Annotated in this window: 15 protein-coding genes; 9 read left to right on the top strand and 6 right to left on the bottom strand. The window is 57.4% G+C overall.

Features of this window, described 5'->3' with window-relative positions; translation table 11 throughout:
* Positions 1 to 151 precede the first annotated feature (151 nt).
* The gene (locus ADM64_RS05235) at positions 152 to 1,342 is read left to right on the top strand and encodes an IS1249 family transposase (RefSeq protein ID WP_162838042.1); all 1,191 of its coding nucleotides are present in this window, start codon (positions 152 to 154) and stop codon (positions 1,340 to 1,342) included.
* Positions 1,343 to 1,527: 185 nt separating this feature from the next.
* Here ADM64_RS05235 and ADM64_RS11235 read toward each other — a convergent pair whose 3' ends face one another.
* The 3 genes from ADM64_RS11235 to ADM64_RS05225 all read right to left on the bottom strand — a co-directional run bounded on the left by ADM64_RS11235 (position 1,528) and on the right by ADM64_RS05225 (position 3,541).
* On the bottom strand, positions 1,528 to 1,602 hold the full coding sequence (locus tag ADM64_RS11235; protein WP_014300525.1) for a 50S ribosomal protein bL37: 75 nt from the start codon (positions 1,600 to 1,602) through the stop codon (positions 1,528 to 1,530).
* A gap of 76 nt (positions 1,603 to 1,678) precedes the next feature.
* A complete protein-coding gene (locus tag ADM64_RS05230; RefSeq protein ID WP_016422223.1) occupies positions 1,679 to 1,948 on the bottom strand; it encodes a WhiB family transcriptional regulator in 270 nt (89 codons plus the stop codon).
* 486 nt (positions 1,949 to 2,434) lie between these two features.
* A complete protein-coding gene (locus ADM64_RS05225) occupies positions 2,435 to 3,541 on the bottom strand; it encodes a diacylglycerol/lipid kinase family protein (RefSeq protein ID WP_224783784.1) in 1,107 nt (368 codons plus the stop codon).
* A gap of 100 nt (positions 3,542 to 3,641) precedes the next feature.
* On the opposite strand from ADM64_RS05225, the gene ADM64_RS05220 reads away from it, so the two are divergent.
* Positions 3,642 to 4,100 (top strand): hypothetical protein, encoded by a 459-nt coding sequence (locus tag ADM64_RS05220; RefSeq protein ID WP_224783785.1) that lies wholly within the window; start codon positions 3,642 to 3,644, stop codon positions 4,098 to 4,100.
* Here ADM64_RS05220 and ADM64_RS05215 read toward each other — a convergent pair.
* Complete coding sequence (locus ADM64_RS05215; protein WP_049172833.1) at positions 4,097 to 5,428, bottom strand: PQQ-binding-like beta-propeller repeat protein; 1,332 nt, start codon at positions 5,426 to 5,428, stop codon at positions 4,097 to 4,099. The genes ADM64_RS05220 and ADM64_RS05215 overlap by 4 nt on opposite strands.
* A 68-nt stretch (positions 5,429 to 5,496) precedes the next feature.
* Positions 5,497 to 6,861, bottom strand: coding sequence for a DEAD/DEAH box helicase (locus ADM64_RS05210; protein WP_049193361.1), 1,365 nt, complete (start codon positions 6,859 to 6,861; stop codon positions 5,497 to 5,499).
* 94 nt (positions 6,862 to 6,955) lie between these two features.
* On the opposite strand from ADM64_RS05210, the gene ADM64_RS05205 reads away from it, so the two are divergent.
* The 7 genes from ADM64_RS05205 to ADM64_RS05175 all read left to right on the top strand — a co-directional run bounded on the left by ADM64_RS05205 (position 6,956) and on the right by ADM64_RS05175 (position 19,272).
* Positions 6,956 to 7,180, top strand: a complete 225-nt coding sequence (locus ADM64_RS05205; protein ID WP_070851115.1) for a DUF3107 domain-containing protein — start codon at positions 6,956 to 6,958, stop codon at positions 7,178 to 7,180.
* Entirely contained in the window at positions 7,180 to 8,088 is a 909-nt protein-coding gene (locus ADM64_RS05200) for a DUF3152 domain-containing protein (protein ID WP_038627952.1), read from the top strand. Before ADM64_RS05205 ends, ADM64_RS05200 begins: the two co-directional genes overlap by 1 nt.
* Before the next feature lie 9 nt (positions 8,089 to 8,097).
* Positions 8,098 to 8,949 (top strand): TIGR02569 family protein, encoded by an 852-nt coding sequence (locus ADM64_RS05195; protein ID WP_048733339.1) that lies wholly within the window; start codon positions 8,098 to 8,100, stop codon positions 8,947 to 8,949.
* A 103-nt stretch (positions 8,950 to 9,052) separates the two neighbouring features.
* The gene (locus tag ADM64_RS05190) at positions 9,053 to 12,403 is read left to right on the top strand and encodes an ATP-dependent helicase (protein ID WP_241486334.1); all 3,351 of its coding nucleotides are present in this window, start codon (positions 9,053 to 9,055) and stop codon (positions 12,401 to 12,403) included.
* 2 nt (positions 12,404 to 12,405) lie between these two features.
* Positions 12,406 to 15,900 carry an ATP-dependent helicase gene (locus ADM64_RS05185; protein ID WP_049193358.1) on the top strand — a complete coding sequence of 1,165 codons (3,495 nt, stop codon included), beginning with the start codon at positions 12,406 to 12,408 and terminating at the stop codon, positions 15,898 to 15,900.
* A gap of 115 nt (positions 15,901 to 16,015) precedes the next feature.
* Complete coding sequence (locus ADM64_RS05180) at positions 16,016 to 17,083, top strand: potassium channel family protein (protein WP_016422233.1); 1,068 nt, start codon at positions 16,016 to 16,018, stop codon at positions 17,081 to 17,083.
* A gap of 119 nt (positions 17,084 to 17,202) precedes the next feature.
* Positions 17,203 to 19,272 carry an ATP-dependent DNA helicase UvrD2 gene (locus tag ADM64_RS05175; RefSeq protein ID WP_049193365.1) on the top strand — a complete coding sequence of 690 codons (2,070 nt, stop codon included), beginning with the start codon at positions 17,203 to 17,205 and terminating at the stop codon, positions 19,270 to 19,272.
* A 26-nt stretch (positions 19,273 to 19,298) separates the two neighbouring features.
* Here the strand turns inward: ADM64_RS05175 and ADM64_RS11125 are convergent, their stop codons facing one another.
* A complete protein-coding gene (locus ADM64_RS11125; protein ID WP_241486333.1) occupies positions 19,299 to 19,778 on the bottom strand; it encodes a TOMM precursor leader peptide-binding protein in 480 nt (159 codons plus the stop codon).

Genomic DNA, 19,778 nt, shown 5'->3' with positions numbered 1-19,778 from the left:
CAAAAAGTGTGTCTGACTTTCAGCATTACTGCTGATTAGGCTGGGTAAATCGGGCGGATATAAGCATCAAGACCTTATATCCGCCCGATTAGTGTTCAATCCACCGGAATGGCACCCGCATGTGCTAATCGGGGGTTGGTGTGCTTTCCGGGTGAGTAAAAACAGACCACGATGCCCGATATGCGCTGGGCAAATGAAGAAAAACGGAACCACTTCTAAAGGCACAACCAGGTGGCGATGCAAGGACCCGAACTGCGGCAGTTCCACGACACGAACCCGCACCGACCGCACGCAGACCCGCGACTTTAAAGCCTTCGTCTCTTATGCCACCTCCACAGCAACGTTGTCTGAACTCGCCCAGCAACAAGGGGTAAGCCGTTGGACACTTGACCGCCGATTCAAACCGTTCTGGCTCATCGACATCCCCAACGACGGTGACCCACAGCGCATCTACGACCAGATCTTCATCGACGGTACCTACACCGCCGCCGGATGCTTGCTCGTCGCAGCCAGCCACGACCACGTCATCGCATGGCACTGGACCAAACACGAAACCGCCCACGCCTACACGCAGCTACTCCGCAAAATCGCTGAGCCGCTCTGCGTCGTCCTCGACGGCGGACAAGGCGCACTTACTGCGATTAAAGCCTGCTGGCCGAACGCGATAATCCAACGATGCCTCGTCCATGCGCAACGCGTCATCCGCCGCTACACCACATCACGACCACGCACCGACGCCGGCAAAGCCATCTACGCCCTGGCGTTGAAACTGACCCGTATCACCACACTCGACCAGGCACGGGAGTGGACGCTGCGTCTGCACGACTTCGGACAGGTATTCAAAGCATTCCTCAACGAGAAAACGCCCGTGTCAAAAGAGCGCCGCACACTCAACAACCAGTGGGAATGGACCCATCTGCGAGTTCGCAAGGCATACAACTCCCTGCTGCACCTCTCACGGAAAGGATGGCTGTTTACCTACCTGCAGCCACCACCGAATGCGCTTGAGCCTCAACGCTGGGCTTCAACGACAAACAGTCTGGAAGGCGGCATCAACGCCGGGCTCAAACGCATCGCCGACGCGCATCGCGGCAGGTCCGGGGAACGCCAACGAAAAATGCTCGAGTGGTACCTGCACTCGAAAACGCAACTGCCTGACGACCCATTAAAGATCGCCAGGCAGTGCAATTTCGGCCAAGATCAACTCGCCAAAGTCAACGATCTTGTCGAAGAAGACCACAACAAAGCCGACCATGAAACAGGCCGACCAGCCTTCTACGACAACGCTATCCCAACCGAGTACGAACACTCGATAGGAATCAGAAAAGGCCCCATGAAGTAACAAACGGTGTGCCCGCCCCGCAACACGCCGAGCGGACACACTTTTTGCTACTTAACCCCCCGTTGAGGTATCCGCTGGAGGCTTAAAAAACTCCACCCCGTCCCTCGGTGCAATACCGAGTTGTGCTGGAGTGGAGTGAGATGTCTTAGCCGGTGATGGCTAAGACTGCTGCAACTAAGGGCAACTTAGCTGTTCGGACGCTTGCCGTGGTTAGCCTTGTTCTTACGGCGGTCCTTGCGCTTACGGCCACGCTTGCTCATAGCTGGGCTCTCTTTCTATCGGGTTAAACAGGTATCAACCGGTATAGATTACACGGTACGAGGGTAAGTCCTTTAATTAGACCGTGGTGCTGGTGCGAGTGCGACGGGTGCGGCCGCGGTTGCGACGGCGCTTCAGTGCGCGACGCTCATCCTCGCTCATGCCGCCCCAGACACCTGCATCCTGGCCGGTCTCAAGTGCCCAGGCCAGGCACTGAGCAGTAACGGGGCAACGGTTGCAAACGACCTTGGCCTTAGCAATCTGGGCGAGGGCCGGGCCGGAGTTACCGACCGGGAAGAACAGCTCCGGATCCTCTTCACGACAAACGGCCTTGTGACGCCAATCCATGACAAACTCCTAAAACATTACGAGCCCCGGGTGAGGGCAGGGTTAAATTTCCTTGCGGGAAGGCAGCTCCGGAAATGGATTTCGTCAGACACGACAAATCGCCGTATCTCAACGAAGGTTGGGGTTCATTCCCGGTTGCCCAGGGGTATTAGGCATCTTGGGAGGGGCCACCTGTTCCATCGCCTATACGACGTGAAAGGTAGTGGGGACTCACCAAAGAGTTTGCGCCTAAAAAGGCGAGACTTGCATGGTTACACAACCAGTGAACTGCGTGCCTGTCTCGCTGACGATTTACATGTTTTCACGACTGGGACGGTTCGTAAAGAGCAAAATGAATAAAAGTGCCAAACCTCACAGAAAAGTGAAGTTTTGGTTAAAACGCCAGGTCAAAACTAGCCCTTTGTGGGGGGTAAAATTAGTTTTGGTAATTGCAGTAGTGAGGGTGTATGGCGCATTTTTGTTGGCTTGTCAGTAAACAGTTGCAGTTTAAGCCGGGTTTGCCTCGGTCTTTTGGCTAGTACTGAACAGTCGGCGTGTGCGATCCATGACCTTTTTGGTCACCACAACGAGCAAGCGCTCGTCCACGGGGCGGGTAGCGACTTTCTTGGTGAACTGGTCCTCGGTGTAATCGTCGGCACGCGCCACAAAATTGATAGCGCCTTGCTTAACACGGATGTTGAGGGACTCACACTGATTGATGTACTCGCCGTCCAACTGGAGACGAAGTGGGGCAGTAGCGGTGAGCTCGATGTGCTGGGCGTTGTCGACGCGTCGTTCGCGGGCTTCGACGTGGAAGGGGGAACGCAGTCGGGTGAAGAAACCGGCCAAATTGGCTGCGGCGACAAGTCCCGTCACTCCCCTCAGGGAAGTGAAGCCATAAAAGCCCAGGCCTCTGCGTAGGGACACAGTGGGGTTGGTGACGATGGGGAGGTCGCCGAGGAATGTCCAGGGATTGGAGTTGGACACCACGGCCATTGCGAGATCACGGCCAAACTCCGTGCCGTCGATAGTTGCGGTGATTTGTGGCGGGCTTTTGCGCAACTGATTCCATGCGGTGAAAATTGCCGGCAAATAGCGCACGGCTTTGGCGCGGGTACCGTTTTGTCGGAGCTGTTCCATGGTGGAAATGACTTCCGCATCGATGCCGATACCGGCATTGACCACGAAGCATCGCTCCGCTGCATGTCCAACGCTGATAGTGCTGCGGGTTCGGGAGCGCAGCAGACTTGCGATGTACCACGCGGCATCTACGGGGTCGCGGGGAATACCCAACGCACCTGCCAAAACGTTGGCGCTGCCGGTGGGAATTGTCGCGATGGCAGGCAGGTCAGTGGCAGACAGTGCGGAGAATGGGTTGGAGTTCATGAGCCCATTGACAATCTCGTTAATGGTTCCGTCGCCGCCGAGAGAAATAATGACGTCGTAATCGCGAACCGTTTTACCCGCCACCATTTCCGCAGCATGGCCAGGGTAGGCGGTAAACATGGATGTCAAGCGAATCCCCTCGACCGAGCGAAGCGCCCGCACAACGCCGGGCATACGTCGAGCAGTGTTACTGGTCGAATTCGGATTGGAGATTAGCAACGCACGCACAGGCACCAAGAATAGTGCATGAGCAGACTTGTGATGGGCGCATTAGCCGGTATGCCTCCAGGGTGTATTCATCGGTTCGCACCGGGCTAACATGTAGGGCGTGAGTAACCAGAAAAACAGCAGCAATGCGCCCAAATCGCGTACTACCGACCAGCTTGCGGCAGCCGACGGGCCGATTGCCGCACCTCAGGTTGTTATGGTCGGTGCGTGGATTGGTGTCGCCGAATGTGCCCTCGGTCTGGGCTACGGGATCTTCCTTCTCATTCGTGATTTGATGGGGTACCGCGACGAGGCCGCGGTCATTTCCGGTTGGGGTACCGCGCTGTGGTTCCTTCTCATTTTCGGCGCTGTTCTCGCTGGTGCGATTATGTTGCTGCGTGGCGCCCGATGGGGGCGCGGGCCGATTATTATGCTCAACCTCTGCTTGCTGGGCGTGGCCTATTACATGTTCCGCTCGAGCGCTTTTCTGCTCGCTCTACCGACGGCGGCAGCTTCAATTGCTGCGCTGGCCTGTATGTTTAGTCCGAAGGCGATTGATTGGGCTGCCCGCTCTTTCTAAGCTTCGATGGCGAACGCGTCGACTGACTCACCGCGCTGAACTAGTAGCGTGTCACCGACAACCGCAAGGCGCACGGGCACTTCCGGCTTGTCCGCATTATTTGCTTGAGTGGACTTCGCAGCTGCAGGCAACGGGAGTGTGCCGATAATCTCCAGAGTCTTGGCATTCAATACCGCGACTCCGTCAGTGACTGGCATGAAAACATGCTCACCCCATGGAGCTGGGGTTCCTGTGGCCTCAGGAAACTCGAAATCCGGCGCCAGGGTGCTCGGGCGGAAGCCCAGTAAACCACGCGGCGACCACCACGTCATGTGATGGGGAAGATCCGTCGTAAAAGGCGCACGCGGGGCATCGCCGTCGGAGTTAGCTTCCGCCGGTGCTGGGCGCAGGGTAGTCTCATCCAGCGCCAATTCAGTCAGCATCGTGCCGTCCATACGAAAAACTCGGATGCGATTGTCTGACAGTACCGCCGCCGTGTCCTGGCCAATCGATACCAGCGACATATCTGCAGTTGCCGGACCAAGGTCAATATCGCTCTTGACCTCCGGCTTCCGAGATTCCTCCGGATTTGCCGCCTGCATGACCAGGCGTCCGTGACCATCGCAGTTGTTTACGAGGGCCAGCAGCTCCACGCGCGTGAGCGCACTGATAATCGAACACTCCGGATGCGGCTGCATCTTCGGTTCTGGAGACGCTGGAATCTTGCCGTACTCGACTACTCGGACCAGGTCAGAGCGCCACAGCTCCAGGAATCCAGAGTCGTAGACACCCGCGTATGAGTTCGAGCGCACGGCGGCAGGGCTGTCAGCCGCAATCGATTTACGGGTCGCGACATACTGCCCCGAGTCGGGCTTGAGTGCAACGGTCTCACCGCAGCCAGCTGCCCCACGAAAAGTCGCGAAAACTTGGCCATCACTGCCCGAGAGCGCACAAAGCGGAATATCTCGTCGATAGTGCCAGCGCTCCGTGCCGTCGTTAAGCGAGATAGCACGCACGCCCCGGTCCTCAGCAACGATGAGGGAGTTGTCCATCACCAGTGGCGCCGGGGAGATGGTGTGCGTGCTTGTGCTTGCCGACGATTCGGTGGACCACACCGGCCGGAGAGTATGTGGCATTGCCTCCGGATCGTTCGCGGCCGGGGCTTGCGCTGTGCTGCTCGTCGGTGCCGTGGATTCAGTGCGATCGACCTTACGAGCCGGAGAAGCGACCCATGTCCAACCGACGACTAGCACTACGGCGATGATGAGAACTACTGATGCGATTCGATTGCGGCGCAGTCGGGTCTCTGCAGTGGTGGGCTCAGCGTTGGCTTGTGGTGACTGCAGCACGGTTGGAATGTCCTGTCGACGAGTGGTCGTGGCGAGAGGTGAGGTGGGGAGTTGGCACGCGCAGCGGCCTAGCTGCGACGATGAGAATTGGAGTGGCCGTCCCGCTTTGAGCTTCGTCCTTGGCCGCGATTGCGATGATGAGACTGTGAGCGGTTGTTTCGCGGGCCTCTTCCGCCACGCCCGCGAGGTGGCCGGGAACCCAATACCGGGCGGGCTGGCCCGACCTTCTCATCGATCCCCTCGGGGATGTCTAGAGCTTCGGCGAGCTCGGGGGAGGTGGAAAACCACGTCGGAATCTCGGCCATGTCCAGGTCGAGAGCATCTGAAATAGCCTTCCACTTTGTGGTTTCATCCCAGCCGACGAGCGTAACGGCGACACCGCTGTGTCCCGCGCGGCCGGTGCGGCCGATGCGGTGGACATAGGTCATTTCGTCATCGGGCACCTGGTGGTTGATGACGTGGGTGACATCGTCGATATCGATACCGCGAGCCGCGACATCGGTTGCGACCAGGACGTCGACGTCGCCATTGCGGAACGCCGTCAGCGAGCGCTCACGTGCAGGCTGGCCCATATCGCCGTGGACGGCGGTGACCAGGAAGCCGCGCTCGCCGAGCTGCTCAGCAACCGAGGCGGCGCCGCGCTTCGTGCGAGCAAAAATGATGGTGCGACCACGATCGTTGGCTTGCAGGATGCGGGCAATGACCGAGACCTTATCCATCTGGTGCGATTGGAAAACAATCTGTTTAGTGGTCTCGTGGACTGTGGCCTCTTCCTCGCCTGATTCGGCGCGGATGTGCACCGGGCGATTCATAAAGGTACGTGCGAGAGTCAGAATTGGGCCCGGCATTGTTGCCGAGAAGAGCATGGTCTGACGTTCATCTGGCACCGCAGCCAGAATCTTCTCGATGTCCGGCAGGAAGCCCAAGTCGAGCATCTCATCGGCCTCGTCGAGAACCAAAATCTTTACGCCTGACAGCTCTAGATTATTGCGCTGGTAAAGATCGATGAGACGGCCCGGAGTGCCGACGATGATGTCCACGCCGCGGTCTAGCTGTTCAATCTGTTCCTCATAGGGGCGGCCACCGTAAATGGTGCATACACGCAGATTGGTTGAGTGCGCAGCGCGGGCTAAGTCCTCGCCGACCTGCACGCACAGCTCACGGGTGGGAACGACGATGATTGCGCGGGCAGTGCCATCCGGTTCTGGAATGCGGGCGTCATCAAAGACGCGGTCAATGAGGGGGACACCAAACCCAAGGGTTTTTCCCATGCCAGTACGGGCTTGGCCGATGATGTCCGTGCCGTCGAGCGCCAAGGGCAGCGTCAGTTCCTGGATGGCAAATGTGCGGTTGATTCCTTCGTCGGCGAGTGCGTCGCAGATTTCCGCGGCGACCCCCAATTCGACGAATGTCGGGGACTGGGACTCTGCCACGGCGACTCCTTTGCTGTTTGTAACCTCACGTGACACGACGGCTTAATCGGTCTCTCTAATCCTAGCCGCTTTGGGAATGGTTATGATGTCACCTATGGACATCACTATTGGATTTGCAGACAATACGCGTGAGCTGAGCATTGAAAACGTCGCTGGTGGCGAGGAGGTCAAGGCTGCGATCTCCCAGAAGCTGGCTGCTGGCGAAGGTGTGATTGAGATCAGTGACGGCGCTGGTCAGGAGTACCTGATTAATGCTGCCAAGGTCGCCTACGTCCGTACCGGTAATAACGCAGACCGTAAGGTTGGCTTCTTCGCCTAATGACGCAAGAACCCTTTCTCGTACGCATTGCAAGGAGTTGGGGGTGGCGAGCCTATGCCATCCCCGTACTTGTGGTGCTCACAGTCATCATTCTCTTCGACATCTTCACTGCTGAAGATGATTCTCCAGGTTCCGGCAATGGCACTGTCACCTCGCAGAGTGGTAACAGTCGCCCTGGTCCGGTGCCCGGTGAGGGGTACGGTGATGGTTACGAGGGAGGACAGTTGCCACCTGGTCCGGCCTTTGCCACGGAACCCTCGGGAAATTTTAAAGATGTCACCGTGGCGCATCCCCGTGTCGGGGAGGGGCGCCGCAATGCGATCAGGTATTCCGTGGAAATTGAAGACAACATTGATGTTCCTTCAATTGGTGGCGAGCGCGCCTTTGCGGAGACGGTGAACTCGATTCTGGCCGATCCACGTGGCTGGACAGCTAATCCAGATTTTTCTTTCGAGGCAGTGCCTCGCGATCAGGATCCGACGATTGTCGTGCAGCTTTCCGCGACTGGAACCGCACATCAGCTGTGCGGAAACACCTTGGGAATGGAGACCTCCTGTTACCTGTCTGGGCAGCGGGAAGGTGAGCCTGGGCGCGTGGTCGTCAGTATCGCCCGGTGGGTTCGAGGTGCCCTGCCTTTTGAGGGGGACCTGGGATTGTATCGCCAATACCTTATTAATCACGAGGTTGGGCACGGACTTGGGTACGCGGTTCACGAGCCCTGCCCGAGGGATGGCGGTATCGCGCCAATCATGATGCAGCAGACCCTGAGCGTGTCGAACGATGAACTGCATGAAATCGACAGCAGCGAGGTCTATCAGACCGATGGCAAGACGTGTTCTGTCAACGGCTGGCCGTATCCATTTGGGGCGGACGACGATACGGCCGCACCGACTCAGAAAGCAAGGTAGTAGCAGATTATGATCGCCACTCCTCCCGACCGTGTTTTAGAGGCCTTTGGTGCCGAGGGCGAGCCGCATCGTGCCGGGCGAGCTTGGGACAATGGCTGGGTCTACGACGATTCCATTGTCCTTTCGCCGGTACATAATTCGGCGCAGGCGCTGTGGTCTGCAAAGGTTCGCAGTGCGCTAGATGTCGATGGCGTCCGAGTGGCGAAATCTGTGCGTACCAGTGACGGCCGCTTGGTTATTGCTGGGTGGCAGGCTCGTCATTTCATCCCGGGGGGATTCGCGCCACGTGCCGATGAAACCATTGTGGCCGCTGGTCGCGTGGAAGAGTCGCTTGCCAGTATTGAACGGCCACAGTTTCTCCTTGATAAGGAGCCCGATTACTTCGTCATGTGTAATCGCGCAGCTTGGGACTCTGACCCAATCGGCATCCTCGAGCAGCTTCTCGACGCGGATAGCGTCCCCCGCGCCGATTGTGCCGAGGCTCTCACGATCTCCGGTGATCTTCTCCAGCTGCGGGCAGAGATGGTTGTGCCAACGGAGCTTCTGCAGGTCTGTCACGCAGACCTCGTCGGCACGCTGCTTTACGACGGCACGGCCGCCCCGGTTCTCACCGATATCGTGCCAGCGTGGCATGTCCGTGGTTGGACAGCTGCCTTGGCGGCAGTGGATTGCCTGTCCATGATGGGGGCTGATGAGGAGCTACTGCGGCGCTTCGATCACCTGCCGGATTTCGGTCAGTTGCTCGTTCGTGCGATGTGTTATCGACTTTTTGTCCACGCTGTTAGTCCAGAATCGCAGCCGAGTGCGTATCGCGGTCTGTTCCGCGCGGCTTCGCTAGTTCGCGCGTTTGTGTCTAAGTAACGCCGGGCAGTATTTACGGGAGTTTTTGGGGCGGGGGTATTTTTCTCCTTATTTCGAATGGGTGTTCGAGTATCGGTCCGGAGGTTGTGCCACAATGGTGCACATGAACGTAGATGGAATGCCGAAGGTTCGGTTCGTCCAGGAGGAACCTCCTCGTCGTCGGCAGTGGTTGGGTACTGCGGTAGAGGCGCTTTTCCCTTCCCATAATCAGGCGCTCGTGGTAGAGAACAAGCTTGTAAACCAGTCTGTTGTGCGCGTTTTAGGCGGCCCAGGGACTGGAAAGAGTTCGCTGCTGGCAGATCTCGCGGTGGACTACATGCAGGCGGGCATTCCGGCGGACAGCATTTTGGTGGTGTCACAGTCAAAAGAGGCCGCTGCGGAATTGAGGCGGGATATTGACAGGCGTTTTTCCTCTGAACTGGGGGAAGGTGGTTCGGTCGGGGCAGGTCAAGGTGGCATGGTGCGTGCCGTGCATTCGCTTGCCTATGCAGTAGTACGTGATGCCGCTGTCAGTCGGGGAGAGCCTGAACCATCGTTGACCACTGGTGCACGCCAAGATGCTGTCGTGCGGCAACTTTTGGCCGGTCATGCGGAAGATGGTGGTGCGTATTGGCCAGAGCGGTTGCGCCCGGCTCTTCCGTTAGTCGGTTTTTCCCGTGCGGTTCGTGACTTTCTGCTGCGTGCAGCTGAGCGGGGGATTGACGCCCCGAGGCTTCAGCAGCTCGGCGTGGACTATGGCATTGAGTCGTGGTGTGCGGCTGGCAAGTTTATGGCGGAGTATCAGCAGACTATGCGGTTGGCGTGGGAGCCCAGCCTGAACGCTGCAGAGATTGTCTCTGCGGCATTGATGGAGCTGGATACAGACGCGCAAGCACTGGCTCGGTGGGGAAAGTCGGTGGTGCTGGTCGATGATGCTGAACACCTATCCCCGGAAGCTGCGCGTCTTGTGGATCGGTTTGTGTCGCAGGCGGCCGTAGCCGTCATTACTGGTGATGAAGATCAATCGGTATTCCATTTCCGCGGTGCTAATAATGACTATCTCCGGAGGACTGGTGAGGCCGAGTGCAAGGCAATCCACTTGCAGCAGTCTTACCGCTGTAACGCTGATATCGCGGATTTAGTCAACGCAGTTTCTCAGCGCTTGCCTAAGGCTCCTGCATACCGTGGCATTGTCGGTTCAGTTGGAGCACAGGAAGCTCGTGAATCCGAAGTTGGAAACAACAGCGATACCGTCGCAGCGGAAAACTCGTACGCAGCTAAAAGTGCAGTAAAAATAGCTATTCATCCTTCTGAACGTGCACAGCGAGCCACAGTCGCGGACTACTTCCGGCGCCTTCATATTGACGAGGGAGTGGCATGGAAGGATATGGCGGTCATCGTCCGGTCCGGTGCAGGGGAGTCCTCTCTGTTCCGTGCGTTGTCGCGTGCGGGTGTGCCTGTGCAGATTGACCCAACGGACATCGTGCTAAGTCATCAGCGATTGGTGCGAGCGCTGATGGTGGCGTTGCGGGCAACTATGAACCAGCTCGATGACGTGGAGTGGGACGAGTTCCTCTCCGGCCCATTGGTCAACATGGATCCGATTGTCAAAGAGCGTCTGCTGCGCGGAATCCGAAAGGCCGACCTGTTCGGCGGGGCCGCGATGACTCAGCTCATCGGAATCTTGAAGGCAGAGGGACTCACAGCTGAACATCTGGAGCTTATTGAGTCTCTGTCGCAGCGTGAACGTCAGGCGCTGCAGGTGCCGCTGGATCTGTTGAGCGCAGCTCGTGAAGCGTTGCGCGATGGTGTGGAAGCAACTTTGTGGGCAATTTGGCAGTCCACTGGTTTGGCAGACCATCTGGTGGCGGCATCGTTGCGCGGCGGTACAGCTGGCGCATCGGCTGACCGCGATTTGGATGCTGTGATGGCACTGTTCGACTTTGCTGGTGACCGTGTGGAGCTGAATCCAAAACTGACGGTTGACGGTTTTATCGCTTCTGTGGAAGAGCAGGAGCTGCCCATCGGCGCACGTGACCGTAGCGGGGTAGAGCGCGATGCCGTGCGCATTCTCTCAGCCCATGCGGCTCTGGGCAGGCAGTGGAAAGCAGTAGCAGTTGTCGGAGTCCAGGAAGGCCAGTGGCCCAGCCTCGGTGTGACTGGCTCGGTGATGAAGCAGAACGAGTTCATCGGTCTCGTTGATCACGGAATTGAGCCGCGGGAGTACATCAATTCCATGGCGGATGCGCTGGCGGAGGAACGTCGTTTGCTGCACGTCGCGGTATCACGGGCGAGCGACAGGGTACTGCTGACCGCAGTCGATTCTCCTGACGATGTTGGAGTTCCCAGTCCGTTTATTATCGAGCTCGTTGAAAAGCTCGGTAATTCGGTGACGGAGCTGGTGAAACAGTCGGAAGCATCGTCGTCTGCGAACGGAGTCGGGGCTACGGCTAATGAAGCAAACGCCGGCAATCCGGATGTTGCAGAGGCAGAAGATGTCGCATGGGCCGGTGAAGGCCTGCCACGGGTGCTCTCTGTGGAGTCACTGCTGGCAGAACTGCGTGCAGCCGTTGTGGACGATGCGGAGACTGAGACGCGGCGTCGACAAGCTGCACGTCAACTCGCGCGATTGGCGCAGGTTGAGGTTGCTGGCGCACATCCAGACACCTGGTGGGGGCTCCGTGCACCGTCGACTTCGAAGCCGGTAAATGACAAGAAGCCGATGAGGATCAATCCCTCCAAGGTGGAAGCAACCCTGAGTTGTCCGTTGAAGGCCATGTTGGATAAATCAGCACCGACATCGGCCATGTATCTGGGCTCTCTACTGCATCAGGCGGTAGAAGCAGTCGCGAAGGGAGTGACTGTGCCTGAGGCTCAGTCTGAGATCCGGCGTGTTTTTGGGGACCTGTCCGATGATCCGGAGTGGCGTAAGCGTACTGAGGAAGAGACCTGGTTGACCGGGCTGGAGGATTGGCAGCGGTGGATTGAGACTAAGAAAGATATCGGAACCGAGGTCCCAGTAAATGTCAACATCAACGATGACATCGTGATTGTCGGACGAATCGACCGGTTGATTGAAGACGCTGATGGTGCAGTTCAAATCGTCGATATTAAAACCGGTAAGACAGCGCCCTCCGGTAAAGAAGTAGAAGGACACGCACAGCTAGCTACATATCAACTAGCGCTGTCGAAGGGGAAGCTCGTTGAAAGCGGAGATGGGCTCGCTGTGGACAACGGCGAAGGCATTGAACAATCTGGGGCATACCTGGTATTTCCGCGAAAGTCACACAATAAGACCATTATCACTAGCCGCGAACAGTCAAAGCTCACGGAAGACAAGTTGGCTGACTGGGAGCGTCGCGTGGAGCAGGTAGCACGTGCGACGTCTGGCCCGCGTGCCTTGGCGCTCGCTGGTGATCATTGCAAGTTCTGCACGCTTTCGAAGGCGTGCCCGGCAGCAGAAGGGAATCGGTAGTCATGTCGGAGGAACGAACCATCATTGATCCCGTCACCCTGTCGGAGATGATGGGGCAGGACTTTCCGCCCACCCCGCAACAAGCGGCGGTAATCGGTGCACCGATGGAACCAATGCTTGTTGTCGCCGGTGCCGGTGCTGGTAAAACAGCGACAATGGCTGCCCGTGTTGTGTGGTTGGTCGCCAACGGCTTTATCCGCCCAGAAGAAGTTCTAGGTTTGACCTTCACCAGGAAGGCAGCGCGCGAGCTCGGCGTCCGTATCCGCCAACAGCTGAATGCGCTTGCTTCCTCCGCTGCATTTCGTGCACAAGCTTCACCAGAGGTATTAGCAAGCCTCGAGGTCATTGCCCCAACCACGCTTACTTACGATGCTTATGCCTCTGAAGTCGTGAGCAATTATGGTCTTTTGCTGCCGACGGAGCCGGGGGTCACCATTATGGATGGCGCGACGCAGTGGCAGTTGGCCTGGGAAACAGCTCGCAATGTGACCGAAATTGATGTCGATATTGCGCCATCAACGCTGGCCAGTCGCATTATTGAGCTGGGGTCGAACATCGACTCAAACTTATCTACCCCGCAGGCGATTCGCGAGGAAACCGAAGCGTTCATCAGCAATATTGAGCAGACCCCGCAGAAGGGTAAACGCGAGGGACTAATTGGCGATCTACAGGGCATCGTCGATAAGCAGCGGGAGAGATTAGAGATTTTGCCGCTGGTAGAGCAGGTTCGAGCTCGGTGCAATGAAGAAAATGTCGCCACCTTCGGTATGCAGATGGCTCGGGCGGCCCGGCTAGCCACCGACTTCGCGGAAGTCGGGGAGGAGGAGCGGCGTCGCTTTAAGATCATCATGCTCGACGAGTACCAGGACACGTCGCACACACAGCGGCTGTTCCTGCGTGCGCTGTTCTCCGGTGGTTGTGTCACCGCTGTCGGCGATCCGATGCAGGCAATTTATGGCTGGCGAGGAGCAACGGCCGAAAACCTTGTGCAGTTTGTCAATGATTTTCCGCGGTCGGATGGGCAGCCAGCGGAGAAAAAGCAACTGACCATTTCTTGGCGAAACCCGCAGTCAGTGCTGCAGCTTGCTAACGCAGTCTCCGACCGTGCTTTTGCGGGGCAGGCTCGTACGGTAGAGGCACTGGATGCAGGGCCAAAAGCAGGCCAGGGCGAGGTGCAGCTTGCTTTCACTGCAACCGGTGAGGAAGAAGTTGCATACATCGCAGATTGCATGGAGACGCAATTACGCGAATGTGAAGCAGCTGGCAACAAGCTCGATGCCGCCATCCTGGTTCGGACAAATGCTGAATCGGCTGTCTATTTAGATGCACTGTCTGAGCGGGGTGTGCCTGCAATCATTGTGGGACTCGCTGGATTGCTGCACTTGCCCGAGGTCATGGATATCACCTCGGTGATGAAGATATTGGTCGACCCCAGTTCAGACCAGGATGCTCTGCGTCTGCTACTCAGCCCACAGTTCAATTTGGGTGCCGCGGACGTGGAGGCACTTCGCACTCGTGTAGATCAGCTGGCAATCGCAGGAAAGGACGAGTTGGCCCGCAAGAAGGGCAACGTCGAAGAGACTTCAGACTCCTCACCGCTTTCCCAGCTCGCTCGCCAGTATGACAAGCTCGTGGAAGATGCCGAAGCAGCATCGTCCGCGGTGGGGCTGGGGCACGCCATCGCCGACCCGGATATTCGTTTTTACGACGGCACCCCGCTGGCGCGCGGCAGTGTGGAAAAAAATGGGCGGTTGGTCTGTAGCGAGTCACTGAACTACACAGATGAAGCAATGGTGCGCATCGCACAGTTGGGTGCAAGCCTACGAAAACTACGCCGGTTCTCGCTGAATAAGCCTCTGCCGGAACTGGTCGAGGACATCGCTACTGAGTTTGGAATTCGCGTAGAAGCAGCGGCTGGACAGTACGGTTCTGCTACCGCGATAACCAGGCCGACAACCGCACATCTGGATAGGTTTGTCGATATCGCTGCGACGTATTCTCAAAATATCTCGGACGATGTGACAGGGTTTTTGAACTATCTGGAATTCGCTGTCGAACACGATGATGGCTTGGAACGGGCACCTATGAACATGCCGGAAAACTGTGTCCAAATCATGACTATGCACAAGTCAAAGGGCTTGGAGTGGGAAACGGTTGCTGTTCCGGGCATCACCACTAGCAAGTTCGACAGAGTTGATTTGTCATCGTGGCTGACCAATTCAGTTCAGCTTCCTCCTGGCGCAATTACTCAAGTGGATCCGCTAACGGCTAGTGCAGAAACAACAGAGGATGCAACGCAGCTTGCAGCAGGCGATTGGGCTCCTGTCGCTGATTCTGTCGACAGCAACGCCCCCGAACTGGACATATCAGGCACCGATAACCAGACCGACCTCAACAAGGTGATCAAAGCCTACAAGGAAGAGCTGCGAGAAGTGGAGAGGGAAGAAAAACAGCGCCTCTTCTACGTTGCCATGACTCGCTCCGCGAAAAAGCTCATTGTCACTGCAAGCAGGCGGCCTAATCCGAGCTTGAAGAAACCCACCGACGTGTCGGCGGACTTCGCAGCCATCGCCACTCAATTCAGTGACTATGTGGTGTCGTGGACAGATGGGGAGGACCCTGAGGTAGAGGACACTGAAGTCGATTTGGACTGCGACACTGCGGTTGATGGGGTGGTCTGGCCCGTCGATACCCTGGGCAACCGCCGAGATAGTGTGCAGCGAGCAGCCGAAAGCGTCATGCGCTACATGGGCGAAGACCAGGATGAGCGCCCCATTGCAGGTGACCTGTCTGAGGTATGGGAAACGGAAACGACCATTCTCGTGGATGAAATCCTTCGAGCTAAGGCCGCGGAGATTCATCTACCAATGCCGACAAGCATGTCCACTAGCGAATACCAAGCGATGATTGCGGATCCGGTCGCGTTTGCTCGTCGGAAAGCACGCCCGGTGCCGTTTAAGCCAAACCGATTCGCGCGCCGAGGTACGGCATTCCACGCTTGGTTGGAGAATCGCTTCGGTGCACACAGTCTGCTGGACGATGAGGATCTCTTCGGGGATCAACTGGATGACTTCCTCGGCACAGAACAAGTCGCGTCCGAACGCGAACTGGAGAAATTGAAGGCGAACTTCGAGGCATCTGTGTGGGCTGACCGCACGCCAACGCATGTAGAGGTGCCGTTTGAAATTGCCATCGGGCAGAGGCGGGTCGTCGGCCGAATCGACGCGGTGTTTAACGACAACGGGAAGTGGAGCGTCATTGACTGGAAGACAGGCCAGATGCCGCGCGGAAAGGAAAGGGAAGTAGCGGCGCTACAGCTGGCGATTTACCGCCTGGCGTGGTCGGATAGGCTGCGCGAGATGGGAATGGAAACTGCCCCCGAAGACATTGAAGCCGGGTTCTTCTACGTTTCGGCAGGACGGACGCTAATACCAGATGAAGCGCTACTGCCAAGCAGGATAGAGTTAGACAGGAAAATGCGCGAGCTGATTGGATAATCATCTACGTATGTAACTGCCGCGTGGCCGTGGCCAGTTATCCAGGTGAAAGCAGCAGTTTGTATGCGCTATTTTTCACCGGGAGGAGTTTTCATGAAAGGCAGGCGAGGAGCGGTTGCGTAATCCAATTCGGAAATCTTCGGGATACGAAACCGGGCTCAATGATCTTCCCGGGCATGCACTGCTGGGAGTCATTGGCCTGCCTGAGTCCGCGCCGAAGAATCCTTGGCGGCTAATCATACGTCGTTTGAACTACGCCGTATTTTTGCTGCTGATTGCATCCGTCGTGGTCTACTACGACCGCAACGGATATACGGAGCCTCTCACCTTCATCGATGCGGTGTATTACTCGGCTGTCAGCCTGTCGACGACGGGTTACGGTGACATCACGCCGGTGACACAGAGGGCTCGATTACTCAATATTTTGATCATTACGCCACTGCGCGTGGCCTTCCTTGCTCTCTTGGTCGGTACTACTCTGACCGTTTTGACCCAAGAATCTCGGAAAACCCTGCAAATTCAGCGCTGGAGGAGACAGTTGCGCAACCACACCGTCGTTATCGGATACGGCACCAAGGGTCGTTCTGCCATTGCAGCTCTTCTCGCGGACGGCGTAGATCCGGCAGAAATCGTTGTTATTGATACGGACAAGGAAGCACTCGATCACGCTTCGAATCAAGGCTTGGCGACGGTGCATGGGTCGGCTACCAAATCCGATGTGCTGAAGTTAGCTGGTATTCAGCGTGCCCGCTCTATAGTCGTTGCACCGAACAAAGATGACACAGCGGTGCTGGTCACGTTGTCGGTCCGTGAGTTGGCGCCGGGTGCCTCAATTGTGGCCTCGGTGCGTGAATCAGAAAACCGCCACTTGTTGACGCAGTCAGGTGCAGACCAAGTGGTTATTTCTTCTGAAACCGCCGGCCGAATGCTGGGGCTGGCCACGGTGACTCCTTCGGTGGTTGAGATGATGGAAGACCTCCTGAGCCCGGATGAAGGATTCTCTGTTGCAGAGAGGCTGGTCACCGAAGAGGAAATCGGTGCCAGCCCACGGCACCTCGCGGATATTGCACTCGGCGTGGTGCGCTCGGGTGAGCTGTACCGAATTGATTCACCGGAGTGTGAGTCGGTGGAGCCAGGCGACCGGCTGCTGTACGTCCGCCGTGTCTACAGCAATGACGAATAGCACTCGACCAGTTTAAAAATGGGGTCTAACAACTTTTGACTTACTCAGAGGCGGATGTGAACAAGCCGGATTATCTAGCTGGGCTGGATCCAGACCAGCGCGAGGCAGCAACGGCTCCGATGGGGCCGGTGTGCATTCTTGCTGGAGCCGGTACAGGTAAGACCCGAACAATTACTCATCGCATCAAGTACCTCATTGACCAGGGGTTTGTGCAGCCGCAGAAGGTATTAGCGGTGACATTTACCTCGCGTGCAGCAGGGGAGATGCGCGACCGCCTGGCAAAGATGGGAACGCCTGGAGTCCAGGCGCGTACTTTCCACTCGGCAGCTCTTCGCCAGCTGCGCTACTTCTGGCCCCAAGTCGCCGGTGATATGCCCTGGCAGCTGTTGGATGACAAGAAATTCCGTGTCGTCGCCCAAGCAGTACGCCGGGTGGGCCTGGACACCTCCAAGGAAACGATCCGCGATGTCATGGGCGAGATTGAGTGGGCGAAGGCCACTCTGGCCGGTGCGGATCAGTACCAGGCCGCGCTGCGGGAGCATGGGCGCACGGCACCTCTGTCTGCGGAAAAAATTGTCGATTGCTATCGCGCTTACGAGGACATAAAAACCACTCCTGACGGGCTATTGCTTGACTTCGACGACCTGCTCATCCACACCGCCGGTGCGATGGAGAATTCCCGTGCAGTGGCGGAGGAATTCCGCAACCAGTATCGGTGCTTCGTCGTCGATGAGTACCAGGATGTCACCCCGTTACAGCAGCGAGTTCTCAACGCCTGGCTGGGAGACCGTGACAACCTCACAGTTGTCGGGGACGCCAACCAGACGATTTACTCCTTCACAGGTGCGACTCCGCAATACCTGATGAACTTCTCTCGGGACTACCCCGAAGCCACAGTGGTCCGCCTGCAGCGGGACTACCGATCGACCCCACAGGTCGTTGAGCTGGCCAACAATGTCATCGGCCGTGCACAGGGGCGTATCGCCGGCTCGCGGCTGAAGCTGATTGGACAGCGTCAAGACGGCCCGGAGCCGACTTTCAACCAGTACGACGATGAGCCGATGGAAGCTCGCGCGACCGCGCGCAGCATCAAGCGACTTATCGACGCGGGTACACCGGCATCGGAGATTGCCGTTTTGTACCGCATCAACGCACAGTCCGCAGTTTTTGAGCAGGCTTTGTCCGAGGTAGGAGTCGCCTACCAGGTTCGTGGTGGGGACGGTTTCTACCAGCGTCCCGAGATTCGCGATGCCATCGCCGCACTTGTGCGAGTTTCCCGTTCCTCACGGACCGTTCCGACATTGCAGGGCACGAATCTATTGGATTTGGTCAAGCAGGTTTTCGCGGGTCTTGGCATGACTGACCAAGAGCCGGAAGGCGCTGGTGCCAGGGAACGTTGGCAGTCACTGCGCGCCCTATTTGACCTGTGTAAGGACATCGTTCATGCCAACACCGAGGTCAATATCCAGGCGCTCCTCGGCCAATTGCACACTCGGCAGCAGGCCAAACATCCACCGACGCTGGATGGCGTGACGCTGGCTAGCCTGCATGCAGCCAAGGGGCTGGAGTGGGATGCAGTGTTCCTCGTTGGGCTTACCGACGGTTCACTGCCTATCCAACATGCGCTGAATAAATTCGACCGGTCTCCTGCACAGGGGGCGGAAGCCATCGAAGAAGAGCGCCGTCTGTTCTATGTCGGCATTACTCGAGCCCGCGAACATCTGGAGCTATCTTGGTCATTGTCGCGGACAGAAGGCGGCCGCAGGTCACGTCGCCGCACACGATTCCTCGATGAACTCGACATTGATGTCTCTGACTACTCGGCTGAGGCACAGCGAAGCTCAAGGAGATCTAGTTCCCGCAGTAAGCGTCAGCAGTCCAAACAGTGCAAGGGCTGTACTAAGCCATTGCACACCGATGCCGAGCGGATCTCAGGGCGTTGTGAAGAGTGCCCAGTCAGTGCGGATCCTGCACTACTGGAAGCATTGCGTGCATGGCGCTTGGAAATGTCGAGGGAAATGACGGTCCCCGCATTCGTGATCTTCTCCGATGCGACCCTTCTGGCCATCGGTGAGCAGCAGCCGACTACGCCGGAGGAACTTCTGCAGATTCCCGGAATTGGAGAAGCGAAGCTCAATCATTTCGGCGAAGGCATCTTGGGAATCGTCAATTCTTTCGTGAATTCCTAGTCAGATTCTGCTCAAGGCACTTCGAATTACATGAACTGCATCTGCGAGTTTCCATGACCACACACTGGGCACTGCGGGTGGGGAGCAACAGTAGTGCGAGTGATATCGAGGCTTTCCAGATCTATGCGCACCTCCGTTGCACATAGATCTGAGAGATCCGGCCGCCGCAGCTGCCCAACCAACAGTGGCACCGCTGTGTTCAGCCATTCCGGTGCGGCCACGGGCGTAAAAGTGCGAAGCTGTAGCGCAATCAGTGCCCGGACGGGGTCGCGGTCTCGTCGATAAGCTTCGAAACACATCGAGCAGGGCCCTTGACCTGGTTGAACAAGCGGCCCAAGAATCAGTGCTCCATCGCGGAAATGCGTGTGCAGATGCTCAATTCCACGATGAAACAGAGCGCGAACCAAGGGCATGCTCGGTACTTCCATGCCCGTGACCACCGCGAGCCCGATGTCTTCCGGCGTGGATTGAGATATCTTCAGCGTCGCATTGCGAGTGGGCGACAT

The sequence above is a fragment of the Corynebacterium sp. 401_CJEI genome (assembly GCF_001076435.1).
In the GTDB taxonomy this organism is placed as follows: domain Bacteria; phylum Actinomycetota; class Actinomycetes; order Mycobacteriales; family Mycobacteriaceae; genus Corynebacterium; species Corynebacterium jeikeium_D.
Note: the sequence above shows the minus strand (reverse complement) of the source record. Positions and strands in the feature narration are given on the sequence as shown.

Coding starts and splice junctions, on each gene's coding strand:
- ADM64_RS05230 (WP_016422223.1), bottom strand. CDS start 1,948: ATGGATTGGCGTCACAAGGCCGTTTGTCGTGAAGAGGATCCGGAGCTG.
- ADM64_RS05205 (WP_070851115.1), top strand. CDS start 6,956: ATGGACATCACTATTGGATTTGCAGACAATACGCGTGAGCTGAGCATT.
- ADM64_RS05200 (WP_038627952.1), top strand. CDS start 7,180: ATGACGCAAGAACCCTTTCTCGTACGCATTGCAAGGAGTTGGGGGTGG.
- ADM64_RS05195 (WP_048733339.1), top strand. CDS start 8,098: ATGATCGCCACTCCTCCCGACCGTGTTTTAGAGGCCTTTGGTGCCGAG.
- ADM64_RS05190 (WP_241486334.1), top strand. CDS start 9,053: ATGAACGTAGATGGAATGCCGAAGGTTCGGTTCGTCCAGGAGGAACCT.
- ADM64_RS05185 (WP_049193358.1), top strand. CDS start 12,406: ATGTCGGAGGAACGAACCATCATTGATCCCGTCACCCTGTCGGAGATG.
- ADM64_RS05175 (WP_049193365.1), top strand. CDS start 17,203: ATGGGGCCGGTGTGCATTCTTGCTGGAGCCGGTACAGGTAAGACCCGA.
- ADM64_RS11125 (WP_241486333.1), bottom strand. CDS start 19,778: ATGTCGCCCACTCGCAATGCGACGCTGAAGATATCTCAATCCACGCCG.